This is a genomic window from Aliikangiella litoralis (assembly GCF_052495765.1).
Genome location: NZ_CP199292.1, coordinates 5,790,458 through 5,815,544, shown reverse-complemented (window position 1 = coordinate 5,815,544; position 25,087 = coordinate 5,790,458). Strand labels below are relative to the sequence as shown.

General features: G+C 33.5%; 10 protein-coding genes. All 10 read left to right on the top strand.

Going from position 1 to position 25,087, the window contains the following annotated elements; genetic code table 11:
- Positions 1-38 precede the first annotated feature (38 nt).
- The 10 genes from ACT5E3_RS24275 (at position 39) to ACT5E3_RS24230 (ending at position 25,082) form a co-directional block, all read left to right on the top strand.
- The gene (locus tag ACT5E3_RS24275; RefSeq protein ID WP_444996154.1) at positions 39-5,327 is read left to right on the top strand and encodes a DNA repair ATPase; all 5,289 of its coding nucleotides are present in this window, start codon (positions 39-41) and stop codon (positions 5,325-5,327) included.
- Positions 5,328-5,332: 5 nt separating this feature from the next.
- On the top strand, positions 5,333-5,611 hold the full coding sequence (locus ACT5E3_RS24270; RefSeq protein ID WP_444996153.1) for a polyhydroxyalkanoic acid system family protein: 279 nt from the start codon (positions 5,333-5,335) through the stop codon (positions 5,609-5,611).
- 104 nt (positions 5,612-5,715) lie between these two features.
- Positions 5,716-6,195, top strand: coding sequence for a peroxiredoxin (locus ACT5E3_RS24265; protein WP_444996152.1), 480 nt, complete (start codon positions 5,716-5,718; stop codon positions 6,193-6,195).
- Between the two features lie 201 nt (positions 6,196-6,396).
- Positions 6,397-6,831: a DUF6491 family protein gene (locus tag ACT5E3_RS24260; protein ID WP_444996151.1), complete on the top strand. Its 435-nt coding sequence runs from the start codon at positions 6,397-6,399 to the stop codon at positions 6,829-6,831.
- A gap of 316 nt (positions 6,832-7,147) precedes the next feature.
- Positions 7,148-7,474, top strand: a complete 327-nt coding sequence (locus ACT5E3_RS24255) for an IS630 transposase-related protein (protein ID WP_444994237.1) — start codon at positions 7,148-7,150, stop codon at positions 7,472-7,474.
- A 67-nt stretch (positions 7,475-7,541) separates the two neighbouring features.
- The gene (locus ACT5E3_RS24250; RefSeq protein ID WP_444996150.1) at positions 7,542-7,682 is read left to right on the top strand and encodes a hypothetical protein; all 141 of its coding nucleotides are present in this window, start codon (positions 7,542-7,544) and stop codon (positions 7,680-7,682) included.
- Positions 7,679-7,987, top strand: a complete 309-nt coding sequence (locus ACT5E3_RS24245) for a transposase (RefSeq protein WP_444996149.1) — start codon at positions 7,679-7,681, stop codon at positions 7,985-7,987. Before ACT5E3_RS24250 ends, ACT5E3_RS24245 begins: the two co-directional genes overlap by 4 nt.
- 803 nt (positions 7,988-8,790) lie before the next feature.
- Positions 8,791-12,912, top strand: coding sequence for a beta-ketoacyl synthase N-terminal-like domain-containing protein (locus ACT5E3_RS24240; protein WP_444996148.1), 4,122 nt, complete (start codon positions 8,791-8,793; stop codon positions 12,910-12,912).
- 40 nt (positions 12,913-12,952) lie between these two features.
- A complete protein-coding gene (locus tag ACT5E3_RS24235; protein WP_444996147.1) occupies positions 12,953-24,172 on the top strand; it encodes an amino acid adenylation domain-containing protein in 11,220 nt (3,739 codons plus the stop codon).
- Complete coding sequence (locus tag ACT5E3_RS24230) at positions 24,129-25,082, top strand: DUF6208 family protein (protein ID WP_444996146.1); 954 nt, start codon at positions 24,129-24,131, stop codon at positions 25,080-25,082. Before ACT5E3_RS24235 ends, ACT5E3_RS24230 begins: the two co-directional genes overlap by 44 nt.
- Positions 25,083-25,087: the final 5 nt, after the last annotated feature.

Below are 25,087 nucleotides of genomic sequence, written 5' to 3'. Positions count from 1 at the left end.
TTCGGTTTTAAAAGAACAAAGTAATTAGGGAAGGTAACGTGGCACAAGATACTCAAAGCACAACAATTATTGAGCAAGCTGTTGCTGAAGGTGGAGCTTACGATGTTATTAGACAGCGCTTAACAGAACAAGGACGACAATTCGAAAAGCTGGTTGGAAACATTAATCAAGAACGCCAAAAAGAGTTCGGTTCTACCGAAATGAAAGTTTTAGGGCGACTGCGTCTTAGAACCGAAAATAACTGTCAAGCACAAGATCTTGTTATTGTTGGAAATCATGTTTTATTTGGTTATAACGTTTTTATTGGATTAAAAAAAGAAACCAGAGTAGAAGATGTTTTTTCTTTATACCAATTGACCGAAAGTAATGGTGAGTATGATTTAAAAGCGGTTGCTCTCAGTGACTCGTTTCTATCTGACTCTCGTTTCCAAAGCGATTTTAATGAGTTGTATGCCTATTATAAAGATACAGCACTTTCACAGTTAGTTTTAAAAGATAACAAGCTATTAGCCTCTTTCCAAATTGGTAAAAAGCTCACTGATATCAGAGTGTTTCGCTGGGAAGTCTCTGCTGATGGAAAAAGAATTGACTATATTGATAATCGCGGCGAAAGAGATATTAAGTTACCTGCCAGTCATGACTTTGAATGGATTGAATGTCGTCGTGAAGACGTTGTTGATGGACGTAATCCACATATCAACATTCTAGATACCTTATTTGTTGATTCTCTTCGCGGTGATATCACCATCAAAATTGAAAATAATACTAATGTAGGGCTTGGTATATATTCGGAACCAGTTGAGGAAAAAAACCAGGCGCTTGATGATGCAGAATTTTACTATGCCGACCTAAATCAAATTATTCTCTTAAAAATAAAGCCTTACCTTGAAGAAAGCTACCGCTACCTGGTTTTCAACCGTTCAAATCAATCAATACAAAGAATTGATGCTATTGGAGATGCATGTATTCAATTGCCTGAAGATCACGGTATCATTTTTCCTGGCGGGTATTATTTAACAACTGGTGATTATAAAACTTTTGATGATGATCTAAAGGGGTTGGTTTATAAGCGAACAATGCGCTCTCCCAATGGAGAGGATGTTTTGTATGTCTTTTATCAACCTGCCACTAATATTATTGGTCTTTATGCTTATAACTTAATTAACAAATCGTTGCAAAATCCATTATTTGGACATGGTTATGGCTTTTACGAAGATGGTCGTATGATCATTTTCTATGCTGAAGATGAGCCAAGTCGTGTCCATCCTATCCAAATTTGGCAAACGCCCTATTGTTCAGAAGTTTATGCGAGTGCACAACCCGTTGCACAAAACTTCTATGGAAAGATTGGTAATGCCGACTTAGTCAGAGGTATTTCTGAACTTTATAGTATTGCTAAAAGTGTTTCCTTAGAGGATGTTTCAGCACAACATTATCACGATTTAAGTTTGCGCTGTGAGAAAATATTTGATGCATTCTTTTGGTTAGAATCTCCAGAACTAGAATCAATAGCTGCACTTACTAAAGAAATTGGTAGAACGGCTGAGTCGGTCATTGATGAATATGAAAAAGTTGAAAGTATTAAAAACCAATCGACTAAATCACTTGCCGAAGCAGAAGCAACTCAAAAAGAAATTATTAGAAGTATTGAACCAGAAAGTTGGCATGTTCCTCAGGATTTTGTTGATGCACTAACCCAAATTAGACAACATCGAGGTCATCTAATGACCATTCGAGAATATCGATATATTGATATTTCTCAAATTGATCAACTCGATCAGGAAATATTAAAAGTTGAGGATCAGATTAGCCAAAATACCGTGACTTTTCTTTCTTCCGATGGTTCGTTGAAAAGTTACTATAAAGATTTAGAAAAAGTTGCGATCGATAGTAAAAAATGCAAAACGAATGCAGAACTCAAGCCTTTTGTTGAATCGTTAGAAAAGCTAGCTTTAAGTCTTGATTTAATTTCTGAAATGATGGCAAGTTTAAAAATTGAGGATGCAACAGTACAAACTAAAATTGTTGATACTGTTTCAGAATTATATGGAAAATTAAACCAACAAAAAGCGCATTTAGAACATCAAAGGAAAACTATGGGTGGTGCTGAAGCAACTGCTCAATTTGGCGCTCGTTTAAAACTACTTAATCAAAGTATTCATAATGCTCTGAGTCTATCAACAACACCTAATAAATGTGATGAACAATTATCTAGATTGCTCATTCAATTAGAGGAACTAGAAGGTGAGTTTAGTGAGTTCGATAGTTTCATTGCTGATATTATTGCAAAACGTGAAGAAATATTTGAAACATTTGAAGAGCATAAGCAAAGTTTAATTGAAGCTCAGCAGCGCAAAGCTGGTTCTTTGGCTGACGCGGCGGAAAGAATTTTACAAAGCATTCAAAGAAGGGTTAAGCGTTTTACTCAGCAAGATGAATTAAATACGTTTTTTGCTGCGGATGGATTAGTTAATAAAATTAAAGATATCATTGAGCAGCTGAAAGATTTAAAGGATAACGTAAAAGCTGATGATGTTGATGCAAAGCTAAAAGCAATTAAAGAGCAGTCAATTCGTTCTCTAAGAGACAAAACAGATTTGTTTGAATCTAATGGACAAGTTATAAAGCTTGGTCCAAAGCATAAATTTTCTGTTAATACCCAAGAACTTGATTTAACTATTTTACCTAAAGATGATTATTTATCTGTTCGATTAACGGGTACTGATTATTTTGAGCCAATTGATGATAAAGCACTGAATGACTTAAAAGTCTATTGGAATATGAGCTTACCTTCTGAAACTGATGCTCTTTATCGTTCTGAATACCTAGCTTACAGCATATTGAAAGCTGCCGAATCTAATCAAGGCGAGCTGACTTGGTTGCAATTGACTACAGCAGCCTCCGATATAAAAATGTTGACAGAATTGGTCGCTGAATTTTCAACACCTCGTTATCGTGATGGCTATGAAAAAGGTATTCATGATCACGATGCTGCATTAATTTTAAAACCATTAGTCACAGCTTATGAATTAGCTGGTGTTTTTAAGTTTTCACCATTAGCGAGAGGCATTGCGACAATTTATTGGGCTAATTGTCAAAGTGAAGAAGCACAAAAGCTTTGGCCGATTCGAGCTAAAAATGCGTATCAAATGGCTGTTTTATTCAAAGATAATAAAGCCAAAAATATTTTAAGTAGAGAAATATTTCAGGCTATTTTAGCTTTTACAAAAAATTCTCAACTTGAATTTGATGAACTTATAATCATAAATGCTAGCGAATACTTAGTAGAAGAGTTATCAAATGATAATATTAGTTTCTCGACTACAAAATATGCAATACGACTTTGTGAAGAGTTTAAAACGTATTTAGAAAGCAATAATATATGGCGTGATTATCAAAGATCGATGAATGATTTGAGTGGTCAAGTTGGCAAGCGCTGGGCTTTAGCTGAGTCCTGGTTGTCTGCATTTATTAGTGCACAAAATAAAGATCACTTTAATAATTTTGTTGGTGAAGCTATTAGTATTTTAAATGCTGAACAAAGAGTTAGTCGAACAGAAAAAGAAATTGATATTCAATTTGAAATAACCGATTTATTAGGAAATCATCCTAAAATTGAAAACCGTTCTTTGGTCGTTCAGCTCGACCAATTTCTTAATGTTAACTATCGACACATTAATGAAGTGATTCCTGGTTTTGAAAATTATTTAAGAGTTAGACAGAATATCATAGAGGAACAAAGGCAATTTCTTAGGTTAGATGAATTTAAACCAAAACCTTTATCTTCGTTTGTTAGAAATCAATTAATCAATGATGTTTATTTACCTATTATTGGTGATAATTTAGCCAAACAAATGGGAACCGTTGGTGATAGTAAGCGAACAGATTTAATGGGACTGTTGTTAATGATTTCTCCTCCCGGATATGGAAAAACGACATTAATGGAGTATGTTGCAGAACGTTTAGGATTGATTTTTATGAAAATTAACTGTCCTGTTATTGGGCACTCTGTAACATCTGTCGATCCTGAACAAGCAGATAATAGTGCTGCAAGGCAAGAATTAGAAAAGTTAAATTTAGCTTTAGAAATGGGCAATAATGTCATGTTGTATCTGGATGATATTCAGCATACAAATAGTGAATTTTTACAAAAATTTATATCGTTATGCGATGGTACCCGACGCATAGAAGGGGTTTGGAAAAAACGGACAAAAACTTATGATATGCGTGGTAAAAAGTTTTGTGTTGTAATGGCCGGAAATCCTTATACTGAATCGGGAGAGGCATTTCAAATACCTGATATGCTAGCTAATCGTGCTGATATTTATAACTTGGGTGATGTTTTAAGCGGTAAAGAAGAAGTTTTTGCATTGAGTTATATTGAAAATGCATTAACTTCAAATCAGGTGTTAGCGCCTTTAGCAACAAGAAGTATGCAAGATGTATATAAGTTTGTTGATATGGCAAAAGGTGTCAATATCGCAACAACTGATTTATCTCACCAATATAGTAGTGCAGAAATAAAAGAAATTGTTGCTGTTTTAGCTAAATTGCAAAAACTCCAGCAAGTTGTATGGAGAGTCAATCAAAGCTATATTGCAGCAAGTGCACAAGATGATAAATATCGTACTGAACCAGTGTTTAAGTTACAAGGTTCTTATCGAAATATGAACAAGATGGCTGAAAAAGTTTCTGCAATAATGACTGATGAAGAAATTGATCGATTGATCAATGATCATTATCAAGGAGAATCACAATTACTAACCAATGGTACGGAAGCTAATTTATTAAAATTAGCTGAAATTAGAGGTTGTCTTACTACAGAACAAGCCAGCCGCTGGCATCAGATAAAATCAGATTTTCTACGTAATAAGTCAATGGGCGGGGATGATGCAGACACAGGCGAAAAAATTGTTGTGCAACTCAATGACTTAGTTAGTGGTATTAATGAGTGGCGTAATAGTCTTAGTTTGCAGACAAATAATGAAAAAACAGGTGCTGTACAAGTTAATCAATCAAATGTTGAAGTTATTGATGCCATTAAAGTATTCTCAAAACAATTAATTAGCGTTGTTGAAGCGCAAAAAGAAAACAAAGTTATTGACTCACAAGTTAATTTAAAAGAAATTCTTGAATCTACATTATTTCCTTTATTAAGAATTATGGACGGTAAATTAGATCTCGATTTAGGAACTCATAAGAAAATGTCAGAAATTAATGAAAAGCTTGATTTTATTGCAAGGGAAGCTAAAGCATTTAAGCAAGTTAAAACCGAAAGAAGTTATAACAAACAGAGTAAAGTGAAAACATCTGAAAAAGGTAAATGAAATATATGTCAGTGATTTATGTTCATAGAAATCATCAGCTATCTATTAATGAACTTAAAAATCGAATAGATCAAATTGTTGTTAAAATTCAAGATGAATTGGAGTTCCACACTGAATGGGAAACAGATAAAAGTCTTATATTTAGAAGAAAAGGGGCAAATGGTGGAATTGAGATTGATGAGGAAAACTTTGCATTAACACTTCGTTTAGGTATTATGTTTAGAATGCTGAAGAGTTCTATCGAAAATCAAGTAATTGAAATAGTAGATAAACACCTTAAGTAATACAATATATAAACTAGTTGGTTTTTAAGCTTGTTTATTTAAAATAAAGTTCATTATATATCCGATGCTAAGCAGATATATCAATAATCTAAAGTAGAGAAAAAATGACCATTCAAATTAATAATAAGATACCATCAGTCAAAATTAAAATAGTTAGTCATAATGAAGTGTCGGAAGTCAATACAACTGAATTATTCGGTAGCGGTAAGTCTGTTTTATTTGGTGTTCCAGGTGCTTTTACACCAACTTGCTCACAATCTCACTTACCTGGTTATGTCGTTAATGCAGATAATATAAAAGCAAAAGGTGTTGATCGTATTGTTTGCATGTCAGTTAATGATGCTTTTGTTATGAAAGCATGGGGTGAGGCTAGCAATGCTGAACAACTAATCATGTTAGCAGATGGTAATGGTGATTTAACAGAAGCGCTAGGGCTGACTTTAGATGCAAGTGCTGCTGGTATGGGTAAGCGTTGTCAACGATTTGCAATGATCATAGAAAGTGGTGTTATAATCGATTTGTTTATTGAAGAACCAAAAAAGTTTGAAGTGTCTAACGCTGAGTCATTAATGACTAAACTATAATTGATTTTTGAGATATTGTAACTACAGTTGTTAGTATTGATGAAAGAGTGCAAGAAATGAAGTGTTACTCAAACCCACTAGTGACATCAATTTATTGATATCCATAATGGCAAGATTATATCAACTATTTAATAAAATATAGATGGAACTAGGTTAGATGAAATTAAATAATGCAAATTAATTTATAATAGAGGTGATATAATGAAGAAATTGTTATTAATATTTTTAAGTTGTGGTTTTTTGTCAAGTTGTGCAAGTATTAATTCTGACAATAATAAAGATACTTCATTGATTTATCAAGAATATGCTTCAGAGCAAAAATTAGAAGCTGTGAATAAAATTTTATTATTCAAATTACATGGATGGCGTTATTTGGATCAAAAGCACCTCATTCTAGAAACTTCTCCAAACAAACCATATCTATTAACGCTGAAGTCTCGCTGTTCAGAATTAAAGTTTGCCCATGCTATAGCTACCAAGCATTCGGTTAAGGGAAGCTTGAGTATTAATTTTGATGCAGTTTATGTACCTGAATTTGAGCAGAAAAAATGTTACATTAGTACTATTCATAAAATGAATAAAGAACAAGCTAATGAACTGGTAGAGCTAAGTAAAAGTAAAGAGACTGCTAAATAACCTCTTGTATTATTCATTGATAGTTATTAATAATGTTCACCAACATGAATTATAGATGTTGGTGAAAAAATGGTGAGTGTCCTATATGTCTTAATCTATTAAAAATATTTATAGAGAAATTAAGGTATACCTATTCTCCATTGATAAGCATTGTTTAAAACATACTTATCCATTTTTTGTCTATATTCAATTTTCTAAACCTCTAATTTCGTTTCCGAACATTCGACCTAATTAATATAAAAAGCAACTGCAGATTTTGTTATTAAGTTATTAAGAGTGATATAGCTAAATAGGTTTATTATGGCATAATACTCACATGACTTATCCGATAGCATTTCGCCAACACGTCTTGGCTTATAAACAGAAACACGGTTTAACCTTTGAAGAAACCGGAGAGCACTTTGATATATCCATGCGAAGCCTTCTTCGTTGGAATAAAAACATTGAGCCTTGTGCGAAAAAAAATAGACCCAGCATCAAGCTTTGCATGGAGACACTGAAAAAAGATGTCGAAGATTTCCCTGATGATTATCAATGGGAACGAGCCAAGCGCTTTGGTGTTTCGCAACCGAGTATTCACGATGCTCTCAAACGGTTAAATAAGAGCTATAAAAAAAACACTGTGCCACCCCAAAGCAGATGAATTAAAGCGGGCGAGGTTTCAACAACAACTTAGTCGGTACGAGCAGTTAGGAAAGCCTGTCGTTTATTTGGATGAAAGTGGCTTTGCTCAATCCTCACCTCGTACTCATGGTTATTCGGACAAAGGTCAACGCTGTTATGGTGTTCATGATTGGCATGCCAAAGGTCGTATTAATGCTATTGGGGCAATTATCCGAATACCTTTGTGACTTTAAGTTTGTTTGCCGGAAGTATTAATGCGGATGTTTTTCATGCTTGGGTAACACAAGATTTGTTACCTAAAGTTCCCTCTAATGCGGTGATTGTGATGGATAATGCCAGCTTTCATAAGCGTAAAGACATCTGTGAAGCTATTGAGAAAAAGGGATGTATTTTGCAATGGTTACCTCCTTATAGCCCTGACTTAAATCCGATTGAAAAAAAGTGGGCGCAAGCTAAAGCTATCAGACGAAAAAAAAGATGTTCCGTTGATGAGCTATTTCAGGAGGACTGTCTATATGACAAAATAAACTGATCCAGCTATATGACTTTTTAATTTGATATTTTTAAACTAAAAATGTTGCTGATTATATATCAAAAAATTTTATCAATTTAAATTCAAAAACATTATATTAAAAAAAATAACTGCAATTATTAAAAAATATATAATTTTTTTCATATCATAAAGAGAGATTTATGTTTTTGTTGGTTACACATAGATAAAATTTTAACTGACTTTATTCTAATGAAAAAATTGAATTTCAATTCTTGCATTAATTTTTAGAATAAAATATCAAGTAGAGATGATAGGCTTTGAATAATAAATAATTATTTTTTATTGTAGGTTAAAAATTAAAAAAACGTTTAAAAAAATTAAACCTCATTAAAATTAAGGGTTTGATTATGCCTTGAATTTGTTTTTAAACTAAAATACTATCCCTGAAAAAAGTAATACGTGTCACTTGTTTATCATAAAAATAGATTACTTTGATGTTGTTTGAATAGTGCTTGCTTAAGATAAAATGTTTAGTTTTTTGTTTGTAAAGTACTTGCTTATTTTTTAGGGTTAATGGAAGTATTGTAAAATATAAAAAAACAAAAAAATAATTTATAAGTTGAGATTTTACTAGCAGTTAGTTTTTTTATTTTCATTATAGTTTTTATATTAAGCCCTTCATTAAAAATACAAGCGTTTATCTTTTAATAGAGTTAAGCATCATTAAGTAAATTTATTAGAAATAGTGAGTCATATTTAATCGCGAATAAAAACTATGTACGGCAGCAGTTTCCATCCACCCTTAAAGGAAGGTCGTATCATATAATAAAAGGAGTTTATGTGTGCAACGAGATATTGCCATTGTTGGTATTGCATGCCGATTTCCAGATGCTACTGATTATAATGAATTTTGGCATAATCTGGAAAATGAAAAAATTTCAATTAAAGAGATACCCAAAAACCGTTGGGATAATGAGCGATACTATTCGGCTGATCCTTATGCGGAAAAAAAGAGCATAAGTAAATGGGCTGGATTACTCGAGCAAATAAATTCTTTTGATCATGAATTTTTTAATTTAACAACAAGAGAGTCTCAGACAATGGACCCTCAGCACAGAATCTTATTAGAGGAAGTCTGGCATTGTGTTGAGGATTCTGGTATTCCGTTGACAGAACTGCAAAATAAAGTCACTTCTACATTTGTCGGTATGATGTCTGTTGACTATATGCAAAGCATGGAGAATAGTAGTCAGGAAATTAACCTAGATAATCAATTAGGAAATTATTTATGTGGCAGTTCTAATCGCATTTCTCATCTTATGGGGTTTAGTGGTAAAAGTTTTACTTTAGATACTGCATGTTCATCATCTTCAAGTGCTGTTCATGAGGCAAAGAATGCATTGATTAGTGGTGAGTGTGATTATGCTATAGCTGCCGGTGTGAAAATTATCTCAAATCCTTTTCAATATATTTCTTATTCAAAAGCTCGATGGGTTAGCCCTACGGGGGCTTGTAAGGTGTTTGACCAAAATGCTGATGGTTTTGTTTTAGGTGAAGGTGTTGGTGTATTTCTCTTGCAGAGAATTGATGATGCATTAAAAGAAAAAAATAATATACATGGTGTTATTAAAGCTAGTGCCGTTAATCATTCAGGGAAGCGTTCGCTTAGTTTGTCTTCACCAAGTATTGAAGCGCAGCAGGCAGTCATTTTTGATGCTTATCAGGAGGCTGGTATATCACCAGAAACAGTTAGTTATGCTGAAGCACAAAGTGTTGGTTCGGCAGTAGCTGACTCAATAGAAATTGAAGCACTTAGCCGCGCCTTTAATCAATATACTAATAAACAACAGTTTTGCGATATTGGCTCAGTAAAGCCTAATATTGGTCATATAGAAAGTGCTGCTGGTATGTCTGCTATGATCAAAGTTTTGATGATGATGAAGCATGAAAAAGTAGTTAAATCATTAAATATTAATAATCCTAATCCATTAATAAACTTTAAAAATTCACCTTTTATCTTAAGTCAAAAGAAAAAACAATGGAAAAGAGTTAATGGCAACCCTTTGAGAGCGAGCATCAGTTCTCTTGGTTTTACTGGTACAAATACCCATATCTTATTAGAAGAATCGCCCGTTTTAAAGTCAGAATCCGATCAACAAAAAAATAATGTAAATTGTAATTTACTTTTCTTTTTGTCAGCAAAAAATAAGAAGGCTTTTGAGCAATTATGTAGAAGCTGGAAAAAGTTTGTTCAATCTGTATCCTATCAAAAATTGAGCTTGCGTGATCTTTGTTTAACACAAATGTTTAGTCGACAAGGGTATGAATATCGATGGTCATGTTTAGTGAGTAGTAAAGATGAATTAACAGAAAAAATTAACTCTGTTGATATTTTAAATATAAAAGAAACTGCTGCTCTATCTATTTACTATAGTTGGAATAAATGGTTGTGGAATTCTTTTTCTCAAGTGGAAAATTATGTTGAAAAATCTACCTTATTTCAACAAAGTTTAACGGAGGTTGTTGAGCAGTTAGAGTGTGAAGGTTATTCGTTAACTTCTAGTTTTTATCATGAAAAATGGAATGATAAACAATTACCTATCTTTAATTTTATTATTCACTACAGCTTTTTTTTAACGTTGAAAAGGTTGGGAATAGAACCAACTATCGTATCTTCTTATAATCAAGCAAGCTGGGTTGGTCTTGCTATTGCTGAAATAATAACGTTAAGTGATATCATCAAAATATTGAATGGTGATATACAGTTAAGTGAAATTGTATTAAATCGTCCAAAAATAAAGTTTTACGACCCTGTTTCTCAACAAATCATCCAACCATTTCAATTTTCAGCAACTTATTTTTCAGCTTTGTTATCAGATCTTGTTATTGAAGATAGTGTACTTCAACATTATATTAATATGGCTAGATATTTATTTGAAAAACAGTATAACTTTAAAAGATATTTATTATCGTGGAGTCAATGTTTTACAAAATATGGTTTTGATCTTCTTAAAGTGTTTCATGATGATAGTGAAACACAGCACTTTGTACAAGGTTTTATACATCGACAACTTTTGCTTCAATTGATATTAACTACCTGTGTTGTGCAGTTTAATCAAAAATGGGGGTTAACTGAACCTAAAGTCACTGAAGATAAACGTTTTTATGAAATTTTAAATTTGATTTTAAAGAAAATAATGAGTGTTGAATTGGTTTTTGATTTATTGTTTTCGAATAAATCTGATTTAGATAGTATCTCTAGTAGTTTAAACCAACAATCACATTTTAACTTTGCATCAAATTTTTATTTTGATCAAGATTTAGGTGAAATTAAAAATAGTACTGAATGGATTGAATCCTTGCTTTCATTTGAGCAGTTCAATGAAACATCGGTAAGTTTAGTTGTTTCTAAAAAAGAAAATATCAACTGTCTTCTTAATAGCACAATACTTGAAAATCAGACAAATAATGACTCTTTAATTTCTTTATTAGAAACTTTGTGGAGCCGTGGGATTAATATAAAGTGGCAGATGTTTTTTGATAATATAAAGTACAAAAAAGTTTCTTTACCACTCTACCCTTTTCAGACTTATTGTCATTGGTTTACTACTGAAGATGTTAAAAAAAATGATAAAACATCAATGACTGAAGTGAAAAGTAAGGGTGATGCTGTTGAAGCTGTAGCATCAAATACAAAAACCACATCGAAAAGAGATTTTTTTAAATTAACAGAATTACAGTTGTCTTACTTGTTCGGTAGAGTTTCATCAACTTATGATAAAAATGGATGCGCTAGTCAGATATATCAAGAATTTAACGCCGAAAATATAGATGTAGCTCGATTGGAAAGAGGATGGAATCAAGTGATAGTCGAGCATGAAATGTTAAGAGTAATAATTCAACATGATGGCACGATGAAAGTTGATGAAAGTAAGAAAAATTATTCGGTTAAGTTTTATGACTTTAGTGAACAGTCGCAATTGAAACTAAAACAAAGAAGAGAAAATATAATTCACCAAGCATTCCCAATTGGAACTTGGCCACTATTTGAATTAAGTGTAACTAAAATTAATAATCAACACTTTCGTATTCATCTTCTAATTGATTTATTAATTGCTGATGGAAGAAGCATACGTATGTTATACGAACAGCTATTCCAATATTATAGAAACCCTCAATTATATATTAAAAATTCAGCTCTTTCTCTAGAAACATATCAAATGTTATTACAAGAAGCTGAAAGTACAGATGAGTTTAAACAAGCAACACTTTTTTGGGAAAAAAGATTTAAAAATATTGTTTCTGGGCCAATGTTTGATTTTGTCTCAAGAGACTATCAAGTTAAATCTAGTCATAAACGTGTTTCAGGTGTTTTAAAATCATGGGGAATAGTAAAAGGCAAAGCTTTACGTTTGGGAGTGAAACCTAATATTGTATTACTATGTTGTTATGCCGAGGTTTTATCAACTTGGAATAAGCATTTACCATTAACTATTGTTTTGGTTAATTGGCAACGCCACAATATTCACAGTGATATCAATAAAAATATAGGTGATTTTACTTCGCTTTGTTGGTACAGCACTTCTGGTAATGATCAACGTCCTTTTATTGAACGTTTATATGATGCACAAAAAAATATTGAACTAGATTTTAAACACAACATTAAAAGTGGTATTTCTCACCTTAGTAAAGAAAGTAGAAAACGTGATTTATCATTTCCTATCGTAATGACTGATATTTTTGATGGTTTGTCTAATGAAAACCATAAAATATTTAAAGAAGGTTATGGCATTAGCCAAACTTCCCATGTCTTATTAGATAGTCTCTATGTTGATTATGGTGAGTCATTATTTTTTCATTGGGATTATGTAGAAAACTTTATTCCTACTAATATTTTACAGAAAATGTTTAGTGATTATGACAAGCTTCTTGATAGTTTAGCCGATGGTTATCAAGGATTTTAGAAGAAATTCATTTTAAAATAATTCATATAAGGAATTTACAATGATAATTGATTTTGAAGATGATGATTATATAGAAGACAAAGATATTAACAATGGCTTAGATATTCAAACTAAACTTTCAGATGAAGAGAAATTCAAAATCCTTTATCAATGGAACAATACACAAACGCATTATAATCAAGAACAATGCCTTCACCAGCTTTTTGAATTACAAGTTTGTAGAACACCTGACTTGATTGCAACAGAATGTAATGGTATGCAAGTGAGCTATCAAGTACTTAATCAAAGGGCCAATCAACTTGCTCGATACTTTGTTAAGCAAGGAATGAAAGCTGAACAGCTTATTGGGATTTGTGTTGAAAGATCTCATAATATGATTGCGGCATTGCTTGGAATTTTAAAAGTCGGTGCTGCTTATGTCCCACTAGAGGCTAGTCAATCTAAAGGTCGCATTAAAACTGTTGTTGATAAAGCTGATATTGAATTGATTGTAACCACTAATGCAAATGAATCAATTGTTAAAAATATTGAAAGTACAAAGTTGCTAAATATTGATAGCGATATTAACTTGATTTCATCACAATCGGTCGATAATTTAAACTCAGCTAACTGTAATTCAAATAATTTGGCTTATATTATATTTACTTCTGGCAGCACAGGAACACCTAAAGGAGTAGCTGTTAAACACAAGCCGGTCATTAATTTGATTGAGTGGGTTAAAAAGGCATTTCATATTGGTACTCAAGATGTTGGATTGTTTACTACATCACTTGGGTTTGACCTTTCCGTATTTGATGTTTTTGGTTTGCTAGCAGTAGGAGCAAAAATTAGAATTGTCAGTGATAGTGAAAAAAAAGAAACAAAAACTTTAGCAAATATTTTAATGCAGGAGCGTATTACTTTTTGGAACTCAGCTCCTGCGGCATTGCAATTATTAGTGCCATTTTTCGAAGAGCAAAAAAGTAGGATCACTAACTCGAAATTACGATTAGTTTTTCTTAGTGGTGATTGGATCCCTCTTTCTCTTCCTGATTCGGTACGTCAATTTTTTTCTGCTGCAAAAGTGATTAGTCTTGGTGGTGCTACAGAGGCGACAGTTTGGTCAAACTTTTTTCCCATCGAAGACATTGATCCAAACTGGCGAAGTATTCCATATGGCAAACCAATTCAAAATGCACGTTACTATATTTTAGATGAAAACCTTAATCCATGTGCTATTGGTGAAGAGGGAGATCTTTATATTGGTGGAGATTGTCTTAGTGAAGGTTATTTAAATGAGCCTGAATTAACAAAAAATGCTTTTATTTCTGATCCATATAATCCAGATAGTGATAAGAAAATGTATAAAACGGGTGATTTAGCACGATTTTATGCAGATGGTAATATCGAGTTTTTAGGGCGCAGCGATTTTCAAGTAAAAATACGAGGTTTCCGTATCGAGCTATGTGAAATTGAATATAAATTACGTAGTCATAAAGATATTAAAGAAGCAGTTGTCGTGGTGCGTGAAGATACTCCAGGAGATCAGAAACTAGTCGCCTATGTGATTACTAATGGACAACAGATGCCAGTTATTAAAGAGCTACGTGAATTTTTAGCGCAAGATTTACCAGACTATATGTTGCCTAATATTGTTACTGAAGTTACATCTTATCCTACAACTTCTAATGGTAAAGTTGATCGCAAAGCTTTACCCTGGCCTGTTACTATTACAAAAGAAAAAGTGGTATCAAAATCCAACACAATTAATATAAACAACCAGGCTTTTGCTGCTTTTGAAGCAACTCCTTTGAGTGATAACGGACCGATTGATTCTGCCTTTACCTTTGTTAATCAAGAGTTACCAAAGCAGATAGTTGAGTTTGAAGCTATCATTAAGCAGCTAACAAATTTTCTAAAAGAGCAGCTTTCTTGTGACAATATAAATATTGATGCTGATCTTTTTGATTTTGGTGCTACTTCACTGAATATTATTAATTTAGCTAGAGAGATTCAAAAAATATATGGTGTTGAATTATCAATAGAGGAAGTACTGAAGTCTCCAAATATTGAAGCTATCTGTCATTATATTATGGAGGAGATGACAAGTGCCTCTAATGTACCTTTGCAGGATCATAATGTATATGAGGCTCAGCAACAAGAAGAATTGACACAGCACTTTAATGAAATAGAAAAAGCTCAGTTGAGTAATCCAGTTATTACTGAATGGTTAGAAGTATTTTTATCAGAAAGGCTTGGTTGTGCTAATTTAGATATTACAAAAGACCTATTTGATTATGGAGCAACCTCGTTAAATATTATTCAATTGGCTCAGGCTGTACAAAAAAAATATCAAGTAGAGTTATTAATTGAAGATGTTTTACAGTCACCTTCTATTGAAGCTATATCAGCTATTATTATTTCTCACTTGAAAGACTTAGATCAAACAAGTGAAATACTGCTACCAGAAAAAAATTCATCCACTACAATAAATGATGCTCAATCTCCGCTGATAGAAAAACACAATGAATTTCATGCAATATTATCAATAAATTCATTAAGCAGGCTATTAAATTTACTCCGTGAAATTACACTCGATGGTAAAGCAAAATATCTTTATCCTGCATCAGGGGGGCTGTATGCTATACAAACCTACTTATCAATCGATAAAGGTAAAATCCCAGGTCTTGATGGTGGTATTTATTACTATCATCCCGTTCATCATCGACTTTACAAAATCAATGAACAACAGAGCATTAATAAGTCTGTCTATCATCCTTACTATCATCCTGCCGTTGAGCAATCAGCATTGGCAATATTTTTTGTTGCTCAGTTAAAAGTTATCAGGCCGTTATACAAAAAATTATCTAATCAATTAGTACGTTTAGATACAGGTTATATGGCAGAGCTATTGAAAAGTAATCAAGCGTATTTGGGGATACAAATAGAGGAAGTATTAGGCGTCGACTTTGAGTCGATTAGACCTTTATTTTCACTTGATGAAAGTCATAGTTTCACCTTGTGCCTGCTTGGTTCTTTAACCCAACCATCTTTGAACAGACAGGAAAGTTTTGTTGATTTTATGCAAACCAATGCTTTGTCATTTACAACGCATTTTAATACAACAGATAGCCGCGAACAGAAAATTGTGCCAGAAGAAGATTATGCCTCGGTGGATTTAAATGAATTAAAGAAATTACAGTGGAATCTTCGCCCAGTCGAGCAAAAGCAATGGATTGATTTAAAAGCTCATTCTTTAGATAAAAATCGATATTTACGTCGCTCTACTCAGCGTAACTACGAGTCAGCGTCTGTGTTACAAGAGTCTTTATATCGCTTATTAGCGTTGCTAAAAAGTAATGTTATTAATGATTTTATTGAAGTATTCATATCGATTAAAGCACAGGGAACCGTTGAAGGCTTGGCAGAAGGGTTTTATCGCTACGACCCTAAATATCATAAACTAATATTTATATCTGATGAGGTGGTTGAACGAATTAGAAGTTGTCATTACCCCTTTAATCGCAAGCATTATGATCAATCTGCCTTTTCATTATATCTTTTTGCTGATATTAAAAAGCTTCAACCTATTTATGGCGAACAAAGTGAATATATAGTCAGTTTATATGCAGGCATGCTAGGCCAGCGTTTTATGGATCATCAAGCAGAACAAGACATTGGTTTGTGCCCGATAGGTGGTGTACTTGATACTAAGGGAATCACTGAACATGAAACCTTAGCAAAGGAGTACACATTATTACAGTGCTTTATTGGTGGAACGGTTTATTATTCACATGGACAATCGGAATCAAAAGATATTTATAGGGAACAACAAAATAAAATTACCGATGCTGAAAAAAGAGATAAAGTGGAAAATGATATTGCTATTATTGGTATGGCTTGTCGTTTTCCTCAGGCTAATAATGTCGATGAATTTTGGCATAACTTAGCGGCAGGCCGTTCAAGTCTTACAGCACCTCCCGAGCAAAGAAAAGAAATTTTCAAAACATCAGTTGTCGATCAAAGTGATGGCAATATTATAGGAGGGTTCTTATCTAACATTCAGCATTTTGACAACACACTTTTTAAAATTTCGCCATTAGAAGCTAAAACAATGGATCCGCAAGAGCGATTATTGTTAGAGCTTGCTTGGGAATGTCTGGAAAATTCGGGGTATCAAGCAGAAAGCCTGAATCAAAGTACGGAAAAGGTCGGTGTTTTTGTGGGTGCTATGTGGGCTGATTATCAAAATCATGGTGTTAACACTGATCCTGAGCAATATTCATTACCAACATCATTTCATTCCGCTATAGCTAATCGGATATCTTATTTTTTTGATTTTAAAGGTCCAAGTATAATGGTGGATACCTCATGCTCGTCTGGAATGACAGCAATTCATCTCGCTTGTGAAAGTATTAAACGTGGTGAATGCGAAACAGCTTTAGTGGCTGCGGTAAACTTAGTTTCGCATGCTCAGCATGTTAAACTTTTGCAGCAGCTTGATTTACTATCTTTGGATAATCAAAACTTTTCATTTTCAGCTGATGCGACTGGTTGGGCTGTTGGAGAGGGAGCCGCTGCAATTTTAATTAGGGCAAAGTCAAAAGCTATTCTTAATAAAGATTCAATTTCTGCTTTATTAAAAGCATCATCAATTGGACATACCGGTAAAACAACTCGCTACTCAATACCAAGTGCTACAGCTTTTACTGATAGTATAGCGTCATTTCTGTCTGCGGCAGATATTGCTGCTGACTCTATTAGTTATGTTGAGTGCGCTGCACCAGGAGCCAGTATGCCCGATGCTGCTGAGATGACAGCGTTAGGAAATGTTTTTGCCAAACGAAGTAATGAAGCCGCGTGTTTAATCGGTTCGGTAAAAGCTAATATTGGTCACTTAGAATCAGCCTCTGCATTTTCTCAATTATTCAAAGTGATTATGCAATCTAAGCATCAACAAATTGCTCCGAGTTTATTTAATGGGAAAATTAATCCCTTATCAAAATTTGATGCAAGCAAGATTAAAATTGTTCAGCAATTACAAGCATGGGACAGCCCGGAAAATAGTCCTCGAAGGAGTATGATTAACACATTGGGAGCTTCTGGTTCTTGTGGTCATTTGCTGGTTGAAGAATATATTGCTCCAGCTAAGCAAGCTGTAATAGAAACTGCTTCCAATTCACCTGTGTTAATTGTTTTATCAGCAGCTAGTGCAGTTCAAAGAGACAAACAAGTCACACTGTTGTTACAGCATATACAACAATCAATTGAGTTACCAATAAAGAGTATAAGCTATACCCTGTTAGCTGGTCGAAAAGCAATGCAATATCGATTTGCAACAGTGGTTAACAATATTGTTGAGTTACAAGAAAATTTAAAGAGTTATCTCAATGGAAACTATGAAGATAAAGCTATCTATCAAGGACACGTTGCCGATAATAATGAAACACCTGAAGAGCATATAAATGTAGCTCAGGTGCACCAATTTGCACAAGAATGGTGTCAAGGTCGTGTGAAGCTAATTTATCCAGAAAAAGAGCAGCGCATTGCTTTGCCTAGTTATCCTTTTGAAGAAAATAATTATTGGTTTACTGATGAGCGAGAAAGTGATCAGGTAGGCCAAGAGCCAACAGAGAAGGTTAATAATATGGATAATATTATTTCACAAAGTGAGTCATTTATTGATAATACGGAAAATAAAAATAAAGTTGAACAATATGTTAAATCACTTTTTTCACAAGCCTCAGGCGTTGCTATTCAGCAAATAGATTTGAAAGCACCTTTAGAAAATTATGGTGTTAACTCGTTAATTGTGACGCGCATGGGTGCTTTAATGTCCAAAGATATTGAAGGCGTATCGAAGGTTGTTTTATTTGAGCATCAAACACTAGCCGAAGTAGTCGATTTATTATTACAGAATCATTTTTCAGCACTGAAGGAACAACTATCATTAACCGATTTTGTTTCGGTACCAGTTAATACAGAAGTCAAAAATGTGGCCACACAGTTTATAAACAATGAACTTCCTTCAGCAGCTAACCATCATTCTAGTGGCGACATTGCGATCATTGGGCTAAGTGGGCGTTATCCGCAAGCTGATAATATTGAACAGTTTTGGGAAAATCTTCGCCAAGGTAAAAATTGTATTACAGAAATACCCAAAAACCGTTGGGATGCGTCACAGCAAGATTGTCGATGGGGTGGTTTTATAGCAGATCATGATAAATTCTCCCCATTATTTTTTAATATCACACCTAAAGAAGCTGAAACGATTGATCCACAAGAGCGAATATTTCTGGAGCTATCTTGGGAGCTTTTTGAAGATGCTGGTTATAGTCCAGAGGACTTAAAAGAAAAGTATCAGGGTGATGTTGGCGTATTTGTTGGTGTTATGTATGGTGAATACCAATTTTATGGTATTGAAAATACACTGAAAGGACAACCTACTGCTTTGACGTCTGCTTATGGTTCAGTCGCTAACAGGGTATCACATTTTTACGATTTTCATGGCCCTAGCATGGCCATTGATACAATGTGCTCTTCATCATTAACTGCGTTACATCTAGCGGTAGAAAGCATTAGAAACCAAGATTGCCAGTTGGCTGTTGTGGGTGGTGTCAATTTAACAATACATCCTAATAAATACATCATGTTGTCTCAGCTACATATGTCATCAAATACAGGTTCTTGTAAGTCTTTTGGTGGCAATGCTGATGGTTTTGTACCTGGAGAAGGTGGAGGAGCAATTTTACTTAAACCACTGGAGCAAGCTATTTTGGATGGCGATAATATTCAAGGGGTTATAAAGAGCACATCGACCAATCATGGTGGAAGGACCAGTGGATATACTGTACCAAACCCGAAGCTTCAAGCTGACTTAATTAGTAAGTCTCTTAAAAAAGCTAATATAGATCCTGCTACTTTAAGCTATGTTGAAGCGCACGGTACAGGTACTTCATTAGGAGATCCTATTGAAATAAGTGGTTTGACTCAGGCATTTTCTCCTTACACCAAACAAAAGCAATTTTGTGCCGTAGGATCAGTAAAATCAAATATTGGTCATCTTGAAGCAGCTTCTGGTATTGCTGGAATTACTAAAGTGTTATTGCAAATGAAGCACAAAACTTTGGTTCCGTCACTACATGTAGATACACTTAATCCTAATATTGATTTTAATAACACGCCTTTTTATGTACAAAATAAATTGGAGTCATGGTCTGTATCCGATCCACAAAGTCGCCGCCGAGCTTCGGTGAGTTCCTTTGGTTCAGGGGGAGCAAATGCTAATGTAATATTAGAAGAGTATCCGCAACAAGAATGGGAAAATATAAAAATTTCTACTGAGCAAATAGCTTCTCAGCAACTAATTTTATTATCTGCTAAGTCAGCATCACAATTATGTACTATGGCTAAAAATTTGAAAGATTATGTAAGTTTACGACTTGATAAGTCGCCATCAATATCAGCTTCCATTTTAGCCAATATTGCTTTTACCTTGCAGGTTGGTAGAAGTGTAATGGATGAAAAACTAGCAATTTTATGTTCTAGTCTTAGTGAACTGTATCAAAAGTTAGCAGATTTTGTTGAAGGTAAAACTAATATTGATAAGCTTTATGTATGGCAAAAGTCATCATCAAAAAAAGGTTATCAGCAGTTGCTTGAAGGTGAAGCTGGTAATATTTTTATATCAACACTGCTCAAAGAGCAAAGGTTAGATAAATTACTCAAGCTATGGGGTGATGGTGGAAAAATTGATTGGTATAAAATTAATCGGAATATGCCTGCAAGAAAAATATCTTTACCTTGTTATCCTTTTGAAAGACAAGTGTGTTGGGTTAAATCTGTACCCGATAAAGCACATGCTTTAACAACAGATAGTGTTGTTCAACCAAAAGATATGACCGAATTAAAAAGTTTGACTCTGTCTAGTAAAGAAGTACTGCCACTTAAGCTTAAAAAAGACAATAAAGTTAAGGCTATTTTTCTTCAATCGCAATGGGATAACAAACCTTTAAATACAGCAACTTTCCAAGAAAATGCCCATTATATTCTTTTTGATAAAAACGCCCAACTTTTTGATGAAATTAAAAAAGTTGAACCTGATTTTAATTTGAAACTAGCTGATATTAATAAAGATGTTTATTCTGAAAATAAACAAAGCTTTGATGAGTTTTTTCGAAGAATAATTGCTTCACAAAATAATGTGGTTGAACGACGACCTCTTAAACTTGTTTTTATGGGAGCTGCTTTGCAGCAGGCTGAAAGTAGCATTGAAGAAGCGCATAAAGTTGCAACTCAGACAATGTTAAATCTCATGCAGTCGGTGATATCACAAAATTTTTATTCATCCATTAGTTTACTGTATTGTGCAACACCATCTAAAAGTGATAATGCTTCTGTCAGTGATGGTATGAGTGGCTTTTTTAAAAGTTTGGCACAAGAAATTTCAAATTTTAATTTTAAAGTTATCAATGCCACAGCATTTAATTGGGATATGATAAAGGCGGAACTCGCAGATAATCAAAATGATGAGGTAAGTTATTTAAATAAACAACGTTATACCAAACGATTAATTCAAACACCAATAAGTGCTGTAGAGCCATTAATAGATAAACAAACTTATTTAAAACGTAATGGCGTTTATTTGATTTCTGGAGGTATGGGCAAATTAGGTTTGATTTTTGCTCGACATCTAGCTAAGCAAACTAAGTCAACAATAGTTTTATTTGGACGTTCGACATTAACTGAACAGATGAAAAGTACACTACTTTCTTTACAAGAAACAGGTTCAATAATTGTTTATCGTCAAGTCAATTTATCTTGTCAGGAAGAAGTTATAAAATTTGCCAATGATATTACACATCAATGGTGTAATATTAATGGTATTATACACGCGGCAGGTTTAATTAAAGATTCACTTTTAAATAATAAAAGTGCACAAGATATACAAGATGTTTTGACGTCAAAACTGTTATCGGCCTATTATCTTGATGAAGCGTTTAAAGATCATAATCTTGATTTCTTTATTTTATTTTCTTCTTTAGTTGCCACTATGGGCAATATTGGTCAAGGTGACTACGCTTATGCCAATGCTTGTTTAGAGCAATTTGCAGTGCGGCGAAATGAATGTTGTCAAAAACAAAGGCGTTATGGAAAAACATTAGCTATCGGTTGGCCTTTCTGGTCCGAAGGAGGAATGCTTTTATCAGAAAAACAATTGAAAGCACTAGAAGATAAAACCGGACTAGTACCGCTAACAACTCAGCAAGGTTTAGCCATATTTGATGAATTATTAGATTCTTCTTTTTCTAATGTTGCAGTTGCTTTTGGATATGAGAAAAAACTACGTGAATATCTTAAGATATCACCTAATAGTAGGTTAACTTTGTTGAGAAAAGAGAATGATAATGCTCATTCAATAGTTGTTCATAAGCAGCAACCAATTATTAATAAAACTAATATTCGACAATTTTTGCGTAGTAGTATAGCGACTACTCTTTCTATTACTGAAGCGGAGTTGCAAAGTGAATTGAGCTTTGAACAGCTAGCTATTAATCCACCTAAACTGATTACTCTCATTGAGAGTATAGCTGCAGAATATTCTTTGAAGCTCTATCCCCCCGAATTTATGATTCACAATAACTTGGATAAGTTAACCGAGTATATAGCCGAAGAACTATTGATTCAGGATGAAGAAGATAGTACTCAAAATGTACACCACCACACTCTTACTCATGTTAACGATGATACACAGGAGGGTTCTCAAGACTTTACTGATACTAATCAGAAGTTGTTTACTCAATCTAAGCAAAATGCCCAGAATATGATATTGGAAATAAAAAACAGTATTGCAAAAATTACTGGGCTTACAATAGATAGTTTAGATAACGATATTGAGTTTAGTGATTTGGGTATGAACTCCATTATGTTAGTTGACCTTGCTGAGCAATTAGACAAACTTTATCAAGTGCGTTTATATCCCAGTGAGTTACAACTTTACGATACCATTGCTAAGTTATCTTCATATATTGAATCGGAAGTAGCTGAGTTATTAAAAAGTATAAAAACTGACAGTTTACTACAGCAGTCGGAAACTTTTTCAGAAAAAGAACAAGGCTCTATCATTACCGAAATAAAAAGCAGTATTGCAGAAATAACAGGGCTTACAATAGATAATTTAGATAATGATATTGAGTTTAGTGATTTAGGTATGAACTCAATTATGCTAGTTGATCTCACTGAAAGACTAGATAAGCTTTATCAGATCCGTTTATATCCAAGTGAATTGCAGTTGTACAATACAATAAGTCAGCTAGCCGATTATGTCAGTAATGAAATTACTCTTGAGCCTATGCCTACTAAAGTAATAAGAAATTCTCATTCGCCTGTGACTCAATCAAATATTTTTTTACTAAGTACACCTAGATCTGGCTCAACAATGTTAAGGGTAATGTTGATGGGGCACTCAGAAATATTTTCTCCACCGGAGCTTCACTTATTACAGTTTGATACTTTAGGACAGCGGTTGCGCTTTTTAAAAGACAAAAAACAAGAGTTCTTGCGCGAAGGGTTTATCGAAAGTATTAAAACTTTAAAAGGAATAGACTCACAAAGTGCAATTGAGATTATGGATGAACTGGAAAAGCAAGATCTCACTATAAAAGAAGCTTATCAATATTTGAATAAACTGTATGAAGGAAAATATATTATTGATAAATCACCAACTTATGCAGATGAACTAAAAACCTTAAAGAACTCTGTAAATATAGATGAAAATGCACTTTATATTTTTCTAATCAGGCATCCTATTGCGATGATGGAATCTTTTGTCAGAAATCGCTTTAATAAAATGCTAAATATTGCAGGCGATCCTTGGAAGATAGCAGAGGACACCTGGTGTCGTATGAATCAGAATATACAGGAATTTCTTCTTGATATTCCGGCTGAAAGAAAATTTTTCCTGCATTATGAAAATTTAGTTCAGCAGCCCGTTGCTGTATTACAGAATTTATGTAGTAGTTTAGGCTTTGAATTTGAAGAGTCAATGTTAAATTTATTTGATGTTGACAGAATGTTGAATGGGCTTCATTCAAATTCTATGACTATTGGTGATCCAGGGTTTTTATCTAGAAAAAAAATTGATCCTCAACTGGCTTTTGAATGGAAAAAACATATCGATAGAATTGAAAACTTAAATACTAAGACATTAATGCTAGCAAAAGAATTAGGTTATAGCGATGAGCAGTTATGTCTTAATCATTATTCTAGAGTTGATAGGTAAAGTTATGCTTCAGCTAATTTATCAACTCCCTCTAACAGTCACATCGTATTATTTTGTTAAATATATGAGAAAAAGGCTTAAAAAAAATGCAGTGGTTCGTAAAGAGGAAGATAATACATCGGCATGCCATTGGCAAGGGTGGTCGGAAATTCAACAGGGAAAAAGTGATTTGTTAACATCAATGATTGTTTGTCCTCGTTGGAACCCACATGCGCTTCAACATTCACTTGGGCCAATGACGGTTAATTCGACGATAACGTTTGATATATCTGCTATTCGTAACAGCGCAAAAATATGGGTGATTTCTGTTTATCAAGAAGGTATCGAAGTGCAGACTATTTCCTCTAATGATATTGAATCACAGCAAGAGAGTTATGAAATAAAAGTCGAGCCAGGCAGTTATTCTTTATTTTTACGTTACTATCAATTTCAACCTGATGGGTTTTGCCCTGAGATAACTGTTGATGGTATAAAAAAAATATCACAAAGTAGTACTGCCAATGAGGTTAAGCATTTTCAAAGTTTTTTGCTTAGTATTAAAAACAAAAAGTCATGGTTTTATTATTTTTTACATATTCATGTTTATCACATGCTGAGGTGGAAAAAATATTTTGATCCTGAACGAATAAGGAAAGTGTATTTACCTTATGGTAACCCAGGAACAGGTTTTCAATATGGCATAGTCAAAAAAGGTATGAGTATTGAAATTATAATTAACGATGATTTATTGCGTTCATCTTCTGGGCATATTGTCTTTTTTAATAAATATGGTTTCCCTGTGTTCTGGGAAGATATTACCTCGTCAGTTTATCAACAAAAACAATTAAGCGAAGATGGCTCTTATTTACTTAGAGTGATCTCGCCTGGGAAAAAAATTATGGAAAGAGACATAATGATTACGGTTGACTAAAGCAT

What these genes read in the sequence shown, in the direction of transcription:
- ACT5E3_RS24270 (WP_444996153.1), top strand. Translation starts at nt 5,333, where the DNA reads ATGTCAGTGATTTATGTTCATAGAAATCATCAGCTATCTATTAATGAA.
- ACT5E3_RS24265 (WP_444996152.1), top strand. Translation starts at nt 5,716, where the DNA reads ATGACCATTCAAATTAATAATAAGATACCATCAGTCAAAATTAAAATA.
- ACT5E3_RS24260 (WP_444996151.1), top strand. Translation starts at nt 6,397, where the DNA reads ATGAAGAAATTGTTATTAATATTTTTAAGTTGTGGTTTTTTGTCAAGT.
- ACT5E3_RS24255 (WP_444994237.1), top strand. Translation starts at nt 7,148, where the DNA reads ATGACTTATCCGATAGCATTTCGCCAACACGTCTTGGCTTATAAACAG.
- ACT5E3_RS24235 (WP_444996147.1), top strand. Translation starts at nt 12,953, where the DNA reads ATGATAATTGATTTTGAAGATGATGATTATATAGAAGACAAAGATATT.
- ACT5E3_RS24230 (WP_444996146.1), top strand. Translation starts at nt 24,129, where the DNA reads ATGAGCAGTTATGTCTTAATCATTATTCTAGAGTTGATAGGTAAAGTT.